Here is a 17,610-nt window from a genome sequence, read left to right on the forward strand (position 1 = left end):
TTAGATTGAAAATGTGATGATTTACAAGTATAACTATTTTGACCTCTTTTTAAAAAAATAAATCACCATTCTTAAACAAGTTCATTAGGAAAAATGCCTTATCAAAGAGAGAATCGAAATTTTATAGGAGTGATAGATGATTTAAGAATCTATGAACGTGCGCTAAGTCAAGAAGAAGTAACTGCCTTATACAGAGAATAAACTTAATTACAAAACGCTAATCCAGTTAAAACTGAATTAGCGTTTTTACTTTACTCCTCCAACTTCTTAAAATACTCATTCACTTGCTGCTTGTAATACGGACTAAGCGCAGGAGGAATCGTTTTTAAAAGTTCGATTTGTTGTTCCTTTTGCTTGAAATATTCCTCAAACTGTGGAGGAACTCTTCGTTTGTTTACTTTTGCTTGTTCGGCTTCTCTTTTTTCGTCTAAATCACGTTCTCTTTCGGCTTTTTCAGATTCTAAAAGACGTGTCATAATTTGCTTTTGGCGTTCGATGAGTTCTTGGGTTAGGCGTTTGTTTACTAGATCTTCTTCGGTTTTTTCCATGTCTTTTATCATTTTGGACATATTGCCACCGTTTCCTTGCGAACCTCCGTCTTGATTGCCGTTTTCGCCACCTTCGCCTTCACCGTCTTGCATTCCATTTTGTCCTTTCTGACCTCCTTCTTTACCTTCTTTTCCTTCCTTGCCGTCTTTGCCTTTTCCTTGTTGCATGGCTTTTTGTAAGGCTCTGCGTAAGGCTTCTTGTTGTGCTGCAATTTTGGCAAGACCTTCAGAAAGCTGCCTTCCCGATTTTCCACTTTTCTTTAGGTTTTCGATTTGTTGATTGATAGATTGTTGCATTTCACTCATTGACGGACTTCCATTTGGTTTACCTGACTTTGGCTTTCCCATTCCCATCTGTGACATAGATTGTTGCATTTGTTCCAAAACATCATTGAGCATCAACGCCAAATTATTAATCGAAGTCATGACAGATTGCTGACGACTAGCAAGCATACGAGGATTTTTACGGTCTTTTACCTCTTGCGTAACCTGTGCCATATAATCGTTCATATCAGTAAGTTCACGCATAACGAAACTCTCAATCTGAAAGACACGAGAAGCCAACGCACGAAGACTATCCTCAACAATCTCTGCGTCATCTTTTAGTTTTAATTGATCTTGACTAAGCGTAATATATTTTGGGTCTCGCTGGTCAATTTCATTAAAACCATTCATAATTTCTTCCTGTTCAAACGAAAGTTTCAAAAGATTTTCCAAAAGCTGACGCAAATCGTCGTAATCTTCTTGTGCTTGTTCCATTTCTGCAGAAGAAGTCATTTGTTGCATCTGCTTCGCCATTTCTTCCATTTTTTCACCAGCATTTTCTTGAGATTGAGCTGCTTTTTTCTTTTCTTTTTGCTCTAATTGCTCACTACTTTGCTCTTGGTCTTTCGAAACTTCTTCTTCTTTTTTCTTGGTGTCTTCTAAGTCTTTTGGAGTTTTGAGTTCTTCATTCATTTTGTCCAATTCCTCTAGCTGCTCTTTCATTTCCTCAAATTTTTCATTGAGTTCTTTCTGCTCTTCTTTGATTTCCTCGTTTTTGGCAGCGTCTTTTTCGGCATCTTTCTCAGCGTCTTTTTTGCTTTGTTTTTCTTCTTTTTCTTGCTGCTCTTTGGTTTCTTTAGCGAGATCTTTTTGTTCTTTGGCAAGATCTTCAAGCTGTTCTGCAATGTCTTGCATTTTCTTGTCGACTTCCAATTTTTTGAACATTTCAAGCGTTCTATCCAACTCCTTTTCAAGATTCATTTCTTTGTTTTGGAGTTTTTCTAAAACTTCTTTTATTTCTTCACTATTCGATTGTTCTTGCAAAAGTTCTTGTAGTTTGTCGTACAATTCCTTTGTTTTTTCGTCCATAAGTTCGTCCATCAATTCCTGCAATTTCTTTGATTTTTCAGCAATTCGTTCATCTTGTTCTGTAAATTTTTCTTGCTGTTCATTGAGCTTTTTGTTTTGCTCTTGCATTTTTTTAATGTCTTCTTCTAATTGCTTTTTTTGCTCTAAAAGTTTTTCCAAATCTTTTTGCTGTTGCCAATTTAGATTCTTTTTACCTTTTAAATCTTCGGCAAGTTTCTTTAATTTTTTATTCAAATCTTGTGCTTCTTCTAGCGTTTTATCGATTTGAGATTCTGCACTTTTGCTTGTTTCTGAAACCGATTCACGCATTTCAGATTCTTTCGGAATCTTGAAACGATAACTTCCTGTTTTGCTACTTTTTCTACCTTTTACACCATCATTATCCCAAACTTGTACAAAATACTCCAATTCATCTCCTGCTTGAAGATTCAGAGGCGTTAATTCTACTTGATGGAAATATTGTTGATTAATCGCATTTGGATTGAATTTAAGAGGCAATGATTTATATTCACTTGTTTTCTTACTTGAGTTTGTCCCTGAGGTAACACGATAGTTAAAACGCAAATTCGTAATTCCATAATCATCAGAAATATTTCCTCCCAACATCAAATAATCGTACATCACCGAATCTTGAAATTGATTGAGCGAAACCTTCGGAAATTCATCTTGAATAACTGTCAATAAATAACTAATCTTTTCTTTGTTTTTGCTGTATTTATTTTCCAATTCTATTTCAAAGGCTTCGGATTTCAAAGCTGTAGTTTGAAGTAAAAATCCATCATCTGCTTTTTTAGCTGTTTTTACGTTGGTAGAATCGTCTGAGATAATCGAAACGAAATTTAGCTTTTCAGTTTCTTGTGTCTGAAAACGCCATTCAATTTGTGTTCCTGCTGGAACGATAAGATTTCCTGTATTTTCCAGACGTTCATCTTTTTTCCCTGTATAGTTTGGATAATTGAGATAAGCTACAAAATTGCGAAGCTGTGGACGCTCACGAACAATAATTTCATACATCTTTGAAGTATAACCTTCGCCTTCCAATGAAAACTCAAACGGACGTTGAATATTTGTAAATTGATAGGAATATGAAGAAGCCGAATTTTTGTCTAATTTAATTTTACGACCATTTTCTGTAATCAAAAATACTTCATTTGGAAAAGCCTCTCCACTCAAATTTACATCAAAATTCAAATCTTCGCCTTTAAAAGCAATAAGTTGTTTTGTATCGACAGAAAACTGAAACGGTACTTTAGGCGCAAAATCTTGTTCATAATTGACCAAACGAACGGCACTTGCTTTATAAAAATCCAAATCCCAAATCAAAAAAGCAGCAATCAGAACAATAGGAATAAATAAAAAACGAAGATAACGACGGTTTTGCTCGTACTTAATGGCATCAGCAAAAGAAATAGGTGCAAACTGTGAGGCTTTTTGTTCGATACTGGCTTGATACAAATCTGAACTTTGAGCATTCGAACTTGTAGAATGCAGTTGCAAAACGTTTAATAAACGGTCTTGAACTTGTGGAAAATATCGCCCAATTTGCTTGGCAGCTTCGTTGTGAGGAAGTTGTTTGTCTAGCGTAAAAAGTTGATAAATCGGAATAATTACCCAATAAACAAGGGAAAAAATACTGACCGAAATAAAACTATAAAACAAAACAGCTCTAAAAGTAGAACTAAAATTACCGAAATATTCCAAAATACTCACAATAGCAAACGCTCCCAAAAATGCCGAAATAGCAAGTAGAGAACCTTTTAGAAGGAGGTTTTTGTAATATTTTCTTTTATAGGATTGGATATTGGCATATAATGCCTCTATTGATGTTTTCATTTTTTTATTCTGTTCATTTAAACCTATAAGGTTTTCAAAACCTTATAGGTTTGGGAGTTATAATAACTATACAAGTTACTCAATTTCAAGATAGATTGAAAAAAGATTGTACTTTAAAAAAGTTAAAGTTTTATTTAATTTCAAATTATAAAGCGTAAATAAAAAAGCAGTTGTTCTTTGTTAGTGTTGATATATCCATTAATTTTATAATAATGAATGAACTACTATTTTTTCGTTTCATCTAGCATTTTCAAAATCAGCGTCCTGACGGTATCCTGATGTGTCCAAGGAATAAAATGATTTGCTTCTGGAAGAGTGTTAAGTTCAAAAGAAGGATTGTTTGCTAATTTTTCTTTTAAAAAAAGAGCATGTCCATAAGGAACAATTTTATCTTTTTGTCCGTGCAAAACTAATAGTGGAACTTTTATTTTATCAATATCCTTCTCAATCGCTTTCAAATCTTCTTGTAGGTGTAACATTTCCTTATTTGAAACTGTAAGTGCAGCAGGAAGCCACCAACGCACAAAAACAGACTTTGCAGCACCATTATACCAACGAGGAACAGTTAGTTCTGCCGAAGAAAGACCTGCTAAACTTACTATGCCACTCATCATATCAGGATAGTCAATAGCCATTTGAAGAATAACAGCACCACCATAAGAATGAGAAATTAAAATAGGCTTTTGTTTGGTAGAATCTTGATATTTTTCTAAAACTCCTTTATAAAAACGAGCTTGTTCTTTTAGGTTTTTCTCATAGTTTCCAAAATCAGATTTTCCATATCCTGTTCTATCCAAGGCAACCATATTTGTACGAGAAAGTAAAGTAGAATCTTTGAAATAATCTAAAAATGCACTCCAATCTCCTGGAGAACCATGTATAAAAAATAATGTGGGAAGTGAATCATTTCCAATTTTGGCATAATGAATCTTGCGCTCTTCGAACTCTACATAGTCAAAGGTAGGTTTGAATTTTTGATCTTTAAATTCTTTTCTTACTTTTCGATCACTAATTCGGAATTGCATACAGCTAGAAATTAATTGTAAACCTATTATTAAGAATAGAAAAATATAAGTTCGTTTTCTACGAAAGATAGTTTTGAAAAATTGATTCATGTAGGTTAAGTAGTTGAAGGTAAGTAAGAAAGTAGATAATTCTTTAGATGAAGAACATTGTTCTTTACCAACTGTTTTATGTTCAAATCCTTATAATTTCATAAAAAGAATTTAAAAATAACTATTTCTATTCAAAAAAATTATTCGTATTTTGTCATTCATTCAAGAAATAAAAACAAAAAAACGTATTAATCAGATTAATGAATAATTTTCGTCTTACTATTTGGCAACGCATTTTTGGAGGATTTTCTATTCTCCTTCTGCTCTTTATTGTAGGGGCAGTTACGCTGATTGTACAGCTCAATCAAAATGTAGCACAGATAGACGAATATACAGAAGTAGTTCAGCCTTCTGTTGAAAATCTGAAAGAGCTTCGCAGTCTTGCCAATAATTCTATGCGACTCATTACAAGTTATGTTTATTTTCAGAGTGAAAGTCAAAACGATGCAGCCAAAAACTCTCTTCGCAAACTCCAAAGTAAAACTTATCCTGCTGTCAAAGATAAACTCATTTCACTTTCAGAAGGTTGGCAAAATGATGAAGAAACCTCTTTTGAAATTTTGAATAATACCTTTATTGCAGTAGACAGCATGCACAGTATCGAACAGCGTATTATTTCCATATTAAACAATAAAAATGCAACTGAAAAAAATCTTTTAGTACAAGAAGCAGGTTTTCAACTCCAAATGCAGGGATTGAATGCTATCTTTGAGCAGATAAAATTAGATTTAGAAGTCTTAATAGAAAACAAAAAAATAGCAGGACAACAAACACAAGATGCCGTTAATCGTGCTTCTGTTACACTTCGAAATGAGGCTATTTTTGTAAGTATAATTGCTATTATTTTAGGCTTTTCATTGGCATTTTTCTTGGCTCAAAGTATTATCTCACGTATAAAAGTAGTAAAAGATAGTATAAAAAAATTGAGTGAAGGAGTTTTGCCACGTTTTGAAAAGTATAAAGATGATAAAGAAAATGCTCAAGTAGATGAAATTGGAGAAATGGAAATTGCATTACAAACGCTTATACTTGGATTAAAAGATACATCAGATTTTGCGAAAGAAATTGGTCAAGGTCATTATCAATCTGATTTTACGCCCCTTTCTGAAAGAGATATTTTGGGGAATTCCTTGCTCAAAATGCGTAATAATCTGAGAGAAACAGAAGACAGCGCAAAAGAAAGACGATGGAAAAATGAAGGTACAATGCTTATTTCAGATATTCTAAGAAATAGTAATCGTTCATTTGAAGAAATTACAGACGAACTCATTACAGCTTTAGTGCGCTATTTAGAAGCAAATCAAGGAGGTTTTTTCTTGAAAGAAATGGAAGGAAGACATGAACAATTGCGACTAATGGCATATTATGCGTGGGATAAAAAACGCTTTTTGGATAGTACCATTCAATTAGGCGAAGGTTTGACAGGACAAGCATGGCAGGAAGGACAAACAATGCACCTTACAGATGTGCCTAAGGAGTATGTTACTGTTACTTCTGGTCTTGGTAAAGCAAATCCTCGTTCTATTTTGATTATTCCTATGCTTCTCAACAAACAAGTATATGGAATGATAGAGATAGCGTCTTTTAAGCAATTTGAATCGTATCAAATTGAATTTTTAGAGACAATAGGAGAAACAGTTGCAGCTACGCTTTCTATTTTACAAAGTAATGTCACAGGTCAGCGTTTGCTTCAAGAATCTGAACAAATGACACAACAATTACGAGCGCAGGAAGAGGAAATGCGTCAAAATATGGAAGAACTTCAAGCTACCCAAGAAGAAATGGGAAGGGTTCAGAAAGAATTACAATATAGAAACGAACTTATCCAATCTAGCTTTTACTTGTTAGAGTTAGATTACAAAAAGAATATTACGAGCATAAATAATTTGGCTATTGATGTTTTAGGGTATTCCAAATCAACTCTTTTAGAGCGTTCTGCCTTTGGAATTTTTGCACAAGAAGGCGAGCTTCAACAAGGGTTTAATACAATGGCACAAGGTACAATTTGGAAAGCTGAAACAACAATGCTTAATCGAACAGGAGAAGAAATTTGGATTCAGGCTATCGGTGTGGCTCTTTTTAATAATTCTGGAACAATTGATCGTTATGTACTTGTTTTGGCAGATATTTCTCAACTCAAAGCTAACGAAGCAAAAGTAAAAGAACAAACTACAAAAATAGAAGAGAGTAGAAATGCTGAAAAAAGACGTTCTGAATATGCGTTGCAAGCTCAAAAAAATATGTTAGAAAAGTTAATTGCTAGACATAACTCAGAAAAAGAAGTTCTACAAAAACGTATTGAAGAATTAGAGCAGAAATAATGATTAAAAAATAACTATCTGGACTTCTAGTTGTCAATTATTAATGGTTAATTTGTAATTAATGAAACTACAATTACAAATTTCTGTTTTTATCAAAAACTGAATAAGATAACTAGAAATGATAAAGCAAACTAATTCCCTGCCCACTTATATTACCTTTGAGCCTTTAGAAAAAATAATTTCATTGCTTCAAAACAAGCAAGTAGCTGTTTTGGTAGATGAAAATACGAAAAGAGATTGCTATCCTATTTTAGATAAAGTCTTTGAAAAGGCTAAACTTCAAAAACCTTTATTGATAGAAATCCCATCAGGAGAAACCAATAAAACACTAGAAACCTGTACACATATTTGGTACGAACTTACCCAAAATCATTTTGATAGAAAAGCTATTTTGATTAATTTAGGTGGTGGAGTAATTGGAGATATGGGAGGTTTTTGTGCTTCTACTTACAAACGAGGAATTGATTTTATTCAGATTCCTACCACACTTTTATCACAAGTAGACGCTAGTGTAGGAGGAAAGTTAGGAATCGATTTTAATGGTTTTAAAAATCATATCGGAATTTTTCAAACGCCTTCAAAAGTTTGGATTCATAGTCCTTTTTTAAAAACATTACCTCAAAATGAAATGCGATCAGGTTTCGCAGAAGTAATAAAACATACACTTATTGCAGATAAAAAGGCATGGCAAAAACTTTTAGACGATAAAGATATAATTAAGAATAGTTTTGAAAATCAAAGCGAAATTGATATAAAAAATGAATTGATAGATAAAATTGTAGCTCACTCGGTTGCTCTAAAAGCTAAAGTAACAGAAGCTGATCCAACTGAAAAAGGATTACGCAAAATTCTCAATTTTGGTCATACAATCGGACATGCTATTGAATCTTATTTTATAGAGGAAAATATAAAAGAGAGTAAAAAAGGTACTATTACCAAACCTGTTTTTCTGCATGGAGAAGCTATTGCACTAGGCATGATAGCAGAAAGTTACTTTTCAGCTTATCTGTGTAAAGAATTATATCCACATCAAACATTTATTTCAGAAAATGATTTTGTAGCAATCAGAAATTATATCAATTCTATTTTTGAAGATACAATTATCGATTTTAGAAAAGCTATTCAAACAGAAAATACAGCACAAAAAATAACGGAGTGGGCAAAACAAGATAAAAAAAATGCTCAAAATACAATTTTGACTTGTGCATTAGAAGAAATTGGAAAAGCAACTTTTGATATTTCTATTTCAGAAATACAAATTTTGGAATGTCTAAAAAATATTTAGAAAATAATAATTGGATAAGATATTGCTATTATTAACACTAAAAAAAAATCATACAAACCCTCCCAATCATTTTAAAACCTCTGAAAAGAATAAAAATTTAATTTTTAATGGAAATAATGAGATTAAATTCAGTTTTTTTTGTGTAAAAATAACTCTATTTATCTTTATAATTTGTATCTTTAAAAGTAAATAGTTTCTTTGAAGCAGGTAAGTATTTATGAATAAAAATGCAATTCATCTAAAGCTAGAAGTAAATTGTATGCAAATAATTGGGAATTAAAATAGTTAAGTAAACTAAAAACTCTGTTTGTATGAATAGTTGTATAAATAATGGGAAATATCAACCAAGAATTAGAGCGTTTGCAACTTATTTCAGATTTTCTGAAAGGTAAATTCTCGCCTAAACAATTAGAAAAATTTAATAAAAGACTGGAAAATGACCCTGTTTTGCAAGAAGAATTGTATAAACATAAAAAGCTCGTGGAACTTTTGAAAAAAAAACAAGAGCAAAATATTTCTTCTTTATTAGACCAAAAAAATGACGTTGATTATATGAAACAAGAACGTATTTATCGGAGAAATCAACTTCGCCAAGAACTTGAGAAAATCAAAGAACAGAAAACAGAACAACAACAAAGTTGGGAACGTAAAGTTGCTCAATCTAATCAGCCATCGATTTATAAGATAGCTGCTGTGTTCTTTGGGGCAATAGCTATTGGAACAAGTGTTTTTGTAGTAGCCACTAGTCTTATTGATGAGCAAAATGAAAAAGCATTACAAGCAGAAATAAGTGTTCCTACACTTGTTGAAGTAGAAACTAATCCAGCTGATGCATTAGATAAATCAGAAGATAATTCTCTTTTTTCTTCTAAAAATAAAGAAATAATAGCACAAAATTCGACAACTGAAAAAGATAGAACTACTACTTCCCAACAACAACAAACAATTTCAGAAACAGAAAATTTACTTGCTTTTCAGCCAATAGCCGAATTAGAAAATAAACTCAATCAAAATACTCGTAGTTCAATTAATTTGAAATCTCCCAATACTGATGTCGAAAATTATACTCAAAATTTAATTTTTGAATGGAGTGGAACAAGCGAGGAAGAAATTTATTTGGAAGTCATCAACTCAAGGAAAGAAACAACAAAATTTGAAAATCTTACAACTCCTTTTACTTTAGAGCAAAATTTTGAGAAAGGAATTTATTATTGGGTTCTTCAAACAGATAGTGAGGTAATAAAAAGAGGCAAGTTTTTAGTTAAATAGACATTATTCAATACTTCATTATCCAGTTTTTTTGTTCCTCTGTATCTGGAATTCTCAATCCTCTAGCATCACTTATTTTTTCGATAGCTTTCAAATTAGAAACTCCTTGTTCTATCAAAATAGCTGAACAAAGCATTCCAGCACGTCCAATTCCTGCTCTACAATGGATAATTATTTTTTCGTTTTTATCAAGAATATTATTGATTCTTTCTACTAATTTTTTTGCTAATTCTCTAATCTGAGCAGTTTGTTTTTCAGTGGGAACACTTCTATCAATAATTGGGAGCGAAATAAAATCAATAGCATATTTTTCACAGATAGATTTTTCATTTTGTAATCCCAAATCAAAACTTTCTTCTCTTGTCAGCAAACTGACTAAAATGTTTAGTTTTTGGTTGGAAAAATGGATAATATCTTCTTCTAAAAAGTTATCTGAATTTGGTTTTGGCATAATTGCCAAGTTTTTAGTAATCCAAAATATTCTTGTTTTCATAATTCAGTAAGGTTTAAAGTTTTTTTGATTGTAGATTTGATTATTTTTGTGATATGAATTCTATTTATTTTCTAGTTTATCTTTTTCCACTTTTTAGTTTCCTATTTTCTTTACTGAGTTCCATCTTCTTTTCTGCTAAAAAAGAAACAGACTACTCAAAAAAGAAGGTAGAATATGCTGCTCTTATTTTTTCTTTTTTTGCGTTGTTAGCTACAAGCACGCAGCTTTTTGAGATTTTTAATACAGAAAAAATCATTGAAAATTCTTTTGTATGGGCAAATACAGGAACAAGAGAAATAAATATTTTGATAAAGATAGATTCTCTAACAGCCTTTTTTCAGTTTGTAATTAGTCTTATTGTTTTTGCTGTTCATATTTATTCTTTGGCTTATATAAAAAATAAAAAGACATTTTATTATGGAGTTTTAGGACTTTTTGTCTTTGCCATGCAACTACTTTTAGCACAAGATAATCTTGTTTTATTCTTTGTGTTTTGGGAACTTATCGGACTTGCTTCTTTTCTTTTAATTGATTTTGACAAAACAAAAAGCTCTTCTCGTGCATCTACAAAGGCATTTTTAATCAATCGTATTGGTGATGTAGGTTTACTTATTGCAATAGCTTTACTGTTTGAGTATTCGCTGTCTATTTCTGATTTAAAGAATATTTTTGTTACACTTCCTTCTTCTTCAAAACTTCTTATTTCGATAGGAATTTTGTTAGCTGCTTTGGTCAAGTCTGGACAATTTCCTTTTTCTACTTGGCTTTTTGATGCTATGGAAGCACCAACTTCCATTTCTGCGCTTCTGCACGCTGCTACAATGGTTGCAGCAGGAATTTATCTTTTGATACGAATGGAATTTGTCTTTGAGGAAGTCAAAATCATTGCCGAGTTTTTAGTTTGGATAGCTCTTTTTTCTACTATTTTTTCAGCTCTAGCAGCTTATTTTACTACTAATTTAAAGAAAGAATTAGCAGCTTCGACAGTTTCTCAGCTCGGTTTTATGGCAATTGCAGTTAGTGTAGGAGCTTGGCAGGCTGCTCTTTTACATCTTTTTACACATGCTTTTTTTAAGGCAACTCTATTTTTGGGAGCTGGTTTTTTGATAGAAAAAAATGGAACAAAAGAAATGTCAGAAATGGGAAATACTAATTATAAAAAATTACCTTTATTTTCTGTCATCTATATTTTTGCATTAGCTGCATTGGTTGGTTTTCCTCTCACTTCAGGTTTTTTATCTAAAGAATGGATTTTGAAAGAAACGTTATCAAATCATTTTTTTGTAGGAATAGGGTTGTTTATAGCTACTTTTCTAACAGCATTTTATGGAGGAAGACAACTTCAACCACTTTTTTTTAATGATGAGGATAACGATAATTCAAATAAAAGAATAATTTCTACATCTAAAAAATGGTTTTGGTATTTGCCTTTGATACTCCTTTTTGTAGGAAGTTTTTGGTTTACCTTTTCGCTTCATCCTCTCAAACCTGATGAAAGTTATTGGCTCAAACAACTGCCAAAATTATTTTCCCATGCTCCTCATCATTTTAAAATTTGGCTTCCTATTTTGGCTATCTTTCTGACTGTTATAGGACTGATATTAGGATTCTCTAAAAAAATAAATAAAAGATTAAATCAAATAGAATTTATAGCCAGTATTAAAAATTATTTTTTATGGCAAGATAAATTTTTTATTCTTTGTTTTTGGAAGCCAATGACTCAAGTAGCTTACTTAACAGCACAAAAACAATCTGTGGTTACTACTCAAAAGTTTGCTAACCTTTGGGTAGGCATAGCAGCAATTCTCTCTCTCTTGGATAGAAAATTAGATTCATTTGTTGATACTTTTTCAAAAATTACTGTGGTTAGTGGTTATTTTTTGGCTTGGACAGACAAATATATAGTGGACTTTATGACTCATTTTATAGTCTTTTTAATAAACTATACAGGCAAACAGTTGAAGAGTTTGCAAAATGGAAAAGTACAGTTTTATCTTTTTATTGTTGTTTCTATATTAGTTTCTTTACTATTTTGGTTAATGGATTAGATGTAGAAACCTGACAAATTCCCCCATAAAAACAATATAGCCTACTTTTTGTTTACTTTTAGTAAAACGATTAAACTACTTGTTTTGATTAATGAGTAGATTTTATTTCGTATTGAAGGATTAGAATAAATATGAAAAATTTATTTCATATTATTGATAATCCAGTATAAAAAAACAAATTATGGCTTACGTAAAACTTTACAAGAAAAAGTTAGAACACAATCACGCATTTTTAAACAAACTATTCAAAGAAGAAGGTGTAGAATGGGGTGTGGTAACAAAACTATTTTGTGGAACAGAAAAATACCTTCAAGAAATAGTAAACTTGGGGGTTATAGAAGTACACGATTCACGAATTAGTAATCTCAGAAAACTCAAAGAATTAAAGCCTGATATTCAGACTGTCTATATAAAACCTGCTGCAAAAAGAAGTATTAAAGATATTATTTCTTATGCTGATGTGAGTTTGAATACAGAACTTGATACCATAGAAATGCTTTCAAAAGAAGCTCAACGACAAGACAAACTTCACAAAATTATTATTATGATAGAAATGGGTGACCTTCGTGAAGGAGTCATGCCTGATGATGTCGTTGAGTTTTATGCTCAAATTTTCAAACTTCCAAATATTCGTGTTATTGGTTTGGGAACAAATCTAAATTGTTTGCACGGTGTTTTGCCTTCAGAGGACAAACTTATTCAACTTTCTCTTTATAAAAAAATCATTGAACTTACATTTGGTAGACAAATCCCTTGGGTTTCGGCAGGAACAACTGTAACACTTCCTCTCTTATTGAGAAAACAGCTTCCAAAGGGAGTAAACCATTTTAGAATTGGAGAAGCTCTTTATTGGGGAAATGATATTTTTTCAAATGGTTATATTGAAGGGATGGAAACTGATATTTTAGAGTTTTTTGCTGAAATTGTAGAAATCACTAAAAAACCTCTTATTCCGACAGGTGTTTTGGCAGAAAATCCAAGTGGTGAAATGTTTCAAATCAATGAAGAGGATTATGGAAAGATGTCTTATCGTTGTATCATCGATGTAGGTTTGCTTGATATCCGTCCCGAGTTTTTAATTCCCAAAGATGAAACAATTGAACTTGTAGGAGCAAGCTCAGATATGCTTGTTATTGACCTAAAAACGAATCCAAATAATTATAAAATTGGAGATGTGGTTGCTTTCAGACTTAAATATATGGGCGCACTTTCTCTTATGAATTCAAATTATGTAGAGAAAATTGTAGAGTAAAATGGAATTGCTCTAAAATCAAAAACGCCTTATAATTTTTGATTTATAAGGCGTTTTTTTATTCAAATCTTTATAAATTATTATCAATTACTTTTTGTCTTTCTTTTTGTTCTCTTTCCAAAGTGGCTTGTTTGCGTTCTTTTTCAGCTTCTGAAAGTTTATCAGTCGGACAAGGATAATCAAACAAACATTTATCTTTGATTGCTTTTTCTACAATTTTAGGAACCATTGATTCCCAACCTTCTTTTCCTGATTTTATCATTTCTAATACGTTATCAGAGAAAATATGCAAGTTTTCAGTATTAATATTCTGAATAGTAGCTAGTTTTTGAGTTTCTAATAAATACTTGTACAAAAATGTCTGTTTAGGAGAAACCTCAAAGTCTTCACAACCCAAAATTTTATCTGTTCCTGGAATACGTGAAGGATAAACATACATTTTTACATTTGAGCCAAATAGCTTTCCGAAGGCTTCCAAAATTCCACCATTCAAATTTGTATAAAATTCATCTTCAAAAACATCAGCAAGTGAATAAATACCAAGAATAATTCCGATTTTTTTACCACGAGTAAAGAGGGATAAATATTCTACCAAACGATAATATTCTTGGTAATTAGAAATAATTACTGTCTTTCCCATCGAACAAAGAATATCTACTCTATCCAAGAAATCTTCATCACTAATTGTTCCTTCTGCACGAAGGTTGGCAAGAGTAAGTTCTACCAAGACCAACACATCTTTATTAGCTACATCAGGTTCATCTTTAAACATATCCAAACCTTTATCTAACATGTCCACATTTACGTGGGTAGGTGGACGAAAACGACCACGAAGAGCTAAAATATTTTTCTTGTAAAGAGCTTCTGAAGGTTGCAAAACATTTCCATTTGCACCAAACATAGCTGCATTACTCATTCCATTTTTTACTAATTTCAAACTCATCAAACGATTATCTACATGTTCGAAATCTGCACCAGTCATTCTAAACATATCAATCTCTACTCTATCTCTAGAAAGATTATCCATCAGCGAAGTAAGCATCAAGTCAGGAGTATGGGAATGATAAAAACAAGCATACATCAGATTAACACCAATAATTCCAACAACTTGTTCTTGTAAAAACTTATGATTATCTAATAAATTAATATGAATAATTACTTCATTGGGAGGTGTGTTTGGTCTTAATTGAAAGCGAAGTCCAATCCAACCATGTCCACGATTGGTTTTATTATAATTCAAAACTTCAATCGTATTCGATAAAGCAAAAAAGCATGTATCAGGACGGTGTTCTCTCAAACGCTCTTCTACAAGTTCATATTCGTGTGAAATCATTTTTATCAGACGAGATTCACAAACATAACGTCCACTTTCCTCTGCTCCATAAATAGCATCACTAAAAGCCATGTCATACGCTGACATAGTTTTGGCAATTGTTCCAGAAGCTGCTCCTGCCTTAAAAAATTGTGCAGCTACTTCTTGTCCTGCTCCAATTTCGGCAAATGAGCCATAAATACTTGCATCAAGGTTAATTTTTAATGCTTTCTGTTTAGTAGTTAGTAATCGATCAATTGTTGTAGTAGAAGTATTGTTACTCATAGTTATATGAAGTCTTTTTGTTTAGAGGAAAGTAATTATTGCATAATAAAGCAAAAATCAGACTTAAAATTACAAAAAAGAGGTAACAAAGCCTATTATATTAGTGTTAATTTTACACTACTGATTTTTAAGAATGTTTTAACAGAAAAAATAAAGTTATTTGTCTGATAATCAGCTTTTTTTATCGAAAAAGCTAAATTGAAATGAAACTAAAAAAAAATGATACTTTTTTGAAAGTATCATTTTTATATAAAAACTATTCGTTTTCTAAACTATTGACAGCCTTCTGAAAGGTCTGTCAAAGTTTGAATTTTTTACTATTAAAACTGCTTTCTACGATTCCTTTTAAAATCTTCAAAAACTAATTGCCCTAGTCCTTGCAGACCCGAATAATAGGCATTTCCACCATTTGTAGCTGTAAATTCTTTTACAAAACGCTGTAAATAAGGATCAGAAGCAATCATAAAAGTCGTAATTGGCGTTTTGAGTTTTTTACATTGTGCTGCCAAATTCAATGTTTTATTTAAGATTTTTGAATCCAGTCCAAAGCTATTTTTGTAGTATTTTAAACCTTGTTTTATACATGTTGGCTTTCCATCTGTAATCATAAAAATCTGTTTGTTTGGATTTTTTCTACGACGCAAAATTCCCATTGCTAGTTCCAAACCTGCAACTGTATTGGTATGATAAGGACCTACTTCCAAATAAGGCAAATCTTTGACTTCAATCTGCCAAGCATCATTTCCAAAAACTATAATATCTAATGTATCTTTTGGATATTTGGTTGTGATAAGTTCGGCAAGTGCCATCGCTACTTTTTTGGCTGGTGTAATTCTGTCTTCTCCATACAAAATCATAGAGTGCGAAATATCAATCATCAAAACGGTTGAAGTTTGTGCTAAATATTCCTTTTCTCTGATAGTAAGGTCGTTTTCTGTCATTCTAAACTCTCCAATCCCACCATTTATTTGAGCATTTCGGATAGATTCTGTATAAGAAATTTGGTCTAAATCATCTCCAAAACGATACGGACGTTCGTCTGCCGAAACATCGCCACTATTTCCGTGAAACTTCGTTCTGTGATTTCCTCCTTTAGATTTTTTGAGTTTTCCAAATATTTCTTCTAATGCACTTCTTCGGATAGTTTGGTCACTTTTTGGTGTAACCTTTATTTCTCCAGTGGCTGCATTTTCTTCTAAGTAGCCTTTTTCCTTCAAATCCTCAAAAAAATCTCCTATTCCATAACCTTCTGAAGTAAGTGAGTGCTGTCTGTCCAAATCAGTAAGCCAAGACATTGCTTTTCCGACATCTCCTCCTGCCATTGATAAAAGTTGAAGAAAAATATCTAATAATTTATCAAAGCCACTATTTTTTTTTGATTTGGGTGGTGTATATTTTCCGAAGCGATAACCTTCCATAATTCTATATTTTTGATGTAAATTTTTTAGCTATTTTTTTTATTGGAACGAATTGAATACAAATTTAGTTTTCAATTGTCTGTTTTATTTGAGGGTATAAACTCACTTTTAAAAATATAAACCTTACCTTTGCATTCCTTTTAATAAAAATCAAAATTATTTTAATCTTTATACAAAAATGAAAATTACTAAATTATTATCTCTGCTTTTATTGTGTCTTGTGTTATTGTCTAATGGCTGCAATGAAGACGATGAAAATGAAAATCTAGGAGTAGAAGGAAATTGTGATGTACCCAAATGTTATATTTCTAGTGTTAGAACTGTAACTGATAGTAGTGACAATAGTATAATATGGCAATATAAAGTTATAAATGGAGAAAAATTTTTAGATAAATTTTTGAGACAAGATATAGAATATTATACAGAAATGTCTTATGATAATAATAACCGTCATATTGGTTCTAAGGATTATTACCAAAATGAACTCTCGTATGAGAGTATAGTTACTTATAATAATAATGGACAAAAAACGAATATTAAGGGAAGCAGCTATCGCAACAATAGTAAGTTCGAAACCATTATCAAATATGATTCAAAAGGAAGAATCAAGGGGACGACATACTACGCAGTAGAATTAGGATACAAAGAAGAGTTTATAGTACAAGAGTATAATTCTTTTGGTCAGCCTACTTTAGTTTTATTGTATGATCGCCATGGAAATTTATGGGAAACTAGGAAATATGATTACAATAATTGTAAGTTAGGAGGAAACACCAAATATATATCTGATAATATATTTCAAGTAACTAGAGGTCAGATAGATGAGTATTTGTATTTAGGCTGTGGATCTGGTTGCTCCATAAATAAAATCACTTATATTAGCGAAAATGGCAGAAACCCTTACATAACTATGACTATATTTGAATATGATGAGAGAGGATTATTAGAGTCTTATTACTCTGTATATGATGGTGATAAGATTAGATTCAAATCGTATTTTGAATACGATTGTGATTAAACATCTAAAATCAAACTAACAAAAAAACCAATCTCTAAAGCTATTTAAAGATTGGTTTTT

At 31.7% G+C, this 17,610-nt stretch carries 11 protein-coding genes; 6 read left to right on the plus strand and 5 right to left on the minus strand.

The annotated features are described in order from the left end of the window. Window positions 1-251 precede the first annotated feature (251 nt). Both V9L05_RS09145 and V9L05_RS09150 read right to left on the minus strand, forming a co-directional pair. The gene (locus V9L05_RS09145) at window positions 252-3,734 is read right to left on the minus strand and encodes a DUF4175 family protein (protein WP_338815230.1); all 3,483 of its coding nucleotides are present in this window, start codon (window positions 3,732-3,734) and stop codon (window positions 252-254) included. Between the two features lie 224 nt (window positions 3,735-3,958). Then, a complete protein-coding gene (locus V9L05_RS09150) occupies window positions 3,959-4,759 on the minus strand; it encodes an alpha/beta hydrolase (protein ID WP_338815231.1) in 801 nt (266 codons plus the stop codon). A gap of 290 nt (window positions 4,760-5,049) precedes the next feature. Between V9L05_RS09150 and V9L05_RS09155 the strand changes: the two genes are divergently transcribed. The 3 genes from V9L05_RS09155 (at window position 5,050) to V9L05_RS09165 (ending at window position 9,724) form a co-directional block, all read left to right on the plus strand. Further along, complete coding sequence (locus V9L05_RS09155) at window positions 5,050-7,170, plus strand: GAF domain-containing protein (protein WP_338815232.1); 2,121 nt, start codon at window positions 5,050-5,052, stop codon at window positions 7,168-7,170. A gap of 118 nt (window positions 7,171-7,288) precedes the next feature. Continuing rightward, window positions 7,289-8,455: a 3-dehydroquinate synthase gene (aroB, locus tag V9L05_RS09160; protein ID WP_338815233.1), complete on the plus strand. Its 1,167-nt coding sequence runs from the start codon at window positions 7,289-7,291 to the stop codon at window positions 8,453-8,455. A 330-nt stretch (window positions 8,456-8,785) separates the two neighbouring features. Then, window positions 8,786-9,724, plus strand: coding sequence for a hypothetical protein (locus V9L05_RS09165; protein ID WP_338815234.1), 939 nt, complete (start codon window positions 8,786-8,788; stop codon window positions 9,722-9,724). Between the two features lie 7 nt (window positions 9,725-9,731). Here the strand turns inward: V9L05_RS09165 and V9L05_RS09170 are convergent, their stop codons facing one another. Further along, a complete protein-coding gene (locus V9L05_RS09170) occupies window positions 9,732-10,217 on the minus strand; it encodes a dual specificity protein phosphatase family protein (protein ID WP_338815235.1) in 486 nt (161 codons plus the stop codon). Between the two features lie 53 nt (window positions 10,218-10,270). Between V9L05_RS09170 and V9L05_RS09175 the strand changes: the two genes are divergently transcribed. Together V9L05_RS09175 and V9L05_RS09180 are read left to right on the plus strand one after the other, a co-directional pair. Beyond that, a complete protein-coding gene (locus V9L05_RS09175) occupies window positions 10,271-12,265 on the plus strand; it encodes a proton-conducting transporter membrane subunit (protein WP_338815236.1) in 1,995 nt (664 codons plus the stop codon). Between the two features lie 181 nt (window positions 12,266-12,446). After that, window positions 12,447-13,517 carry an alanine/ornithine racemase family PLP-dependent enzyme gene (locus V9L05_RS09180; RefSeq protein ID WP_338793576.1) on the plus strand — a complete coding sequence of 357 codons (1,071 nt, stop codon included), beginning with the start codon at window positions 12,447-12,449 and terminating at the stop codon, window positions 13,515-13,517. A 70-nt stretch (window positions 13,518-13,587) separates the two neighbouring features. On the opposite strand, the gene V9L05_RS09185 is transcribed toward V9L05_RS09180, so the two are convergent. Both V9L05_RS09185 and V9L05_RS09190 read right to left on the minus strand, forming a co-directional pair. After that, the gene (locus V9L05_RS09185) at window positions 13,588-15,114 is read right to left on the minus strand and encodes a TonB-dependent receptor (protein WP_338815237.1); all 1,527 of its coding nucleotides are present in this window, start codon (window positions 15,112-15,114) and stop codon (window positions 13,588-13,590) included. A 320-nt stretch (window positions 15,115-15,434) separates the two neighbouring features. Beyond that, window positions 15,435-16,532, minus strand: coding sequence for a VWA domain-containing protein (locus tag V9L05_RS09190; protein WP_338815239.1), 1,098 nt, complete (start codon window positions 16,530-16,532; stop codon window positions 15,435-15,437). 178 nt (window positions 16,533-16,710) lie between these two features. Here V9L05_RS09190 and V9L05_RS09195 point away from each other — a divergent pair, with 178 nt between their 5' ends. Next, window positions 16,711-17,550 carry a hypothetical protein gene (locus tag V9L05_RS09195; RefSeq protein ID WP_338815240.1) on the plus strand — a complete coding sequence of 280 codons (840 nt, stop codon included), beginning with the start codon at window positions 16,711-16,713 and terminating at the stop codon, window positions 17,548-17,550. Window positions 17,551-17,610: the final 60 nt, after the last annotated feature.

Source organism: Bernardetia sp. Wsw4-3y2, from assembly GCF_037126295.1.
Taxonomy (GTDB): Bacteria; Bacteroidota; Bacteroidia; order Cytophagales; family Bernardetiaceae; genus Bernardetia.

Coding starts and splice junctions, on each gene's coding strand:
- V9L05_RS09145 (WP_338815230.1), bottom strand. CDS start 3,734: ATGAAAACATCAATAGAGGCATTATATGCCAATATCCAATCCTATAAA.
- V9L05_RS09150 (WP_338815231.1), bottom strand. CDS start 4,759: ATGCAATTCCGAATTAGTGATCGAAAAGTAAGAAAAGAATTTAAAGAT.
- V9L05_RS09155 (WP_338815232.1), top strand. CDS start 5,050: ATGAATAATTTTCGTCTTACTATTTGGCAACGCATTTTTGGAGGATTT.
- aroB (WP_338815233.1), top strand. CDS start 7,289: ATGATAAAGCAAACTAATTCCCTGCCCACTTATATTACCTTTGAGCCT.
- V9L05_RS09165 (WP_338815234.1), top strand. CDS start 8,786: ATGGGAAATATCAACCAAGAATTAGAGCGTTTGCAACTTATTTCAGAT.
- V9L05_RS09170 (WP_338815235.1), bottom strand. CDS start 10,217: ATGAAAACAAGAATATTTTGGATTACTAAAAACTTGGCAATTATGCCA.
- V9L05_RS09175 (WP_338815236.1), top strand. CDS start 10,271: ATGAATTCTATTTATTTTCTAGTTTATCTTTTTCCACTTTTTAGTTTC.
- V9L05_RS09180 (WP_338793576.1), top strand. CDS start 12,447: ATGGCTTACGTAAAACTTTACAAGAAAAAGTTAGAACACAATCACGCA.
- V9L05_RS09185 (WP_338815237.1), bottom strand. CDS start 15,114: ATGAGTAACAATACTTCTACTACAACAATTGATCGATTACTAACTACT.
- V9L05_RS09190 (WP_338815239.1), bottom strand. CDS start 16,532: ATGGAAGGTTATCGCTTCGGAAAATATACACCACCCAAATCAAAAAAA.
- V9L05_RS09195 (WP_338815240.1), top strand. CDS start 16,711: ATGAAAATTACTAAATTATTATCTCTGCTTTTATTGTGTCTTGTGTTA.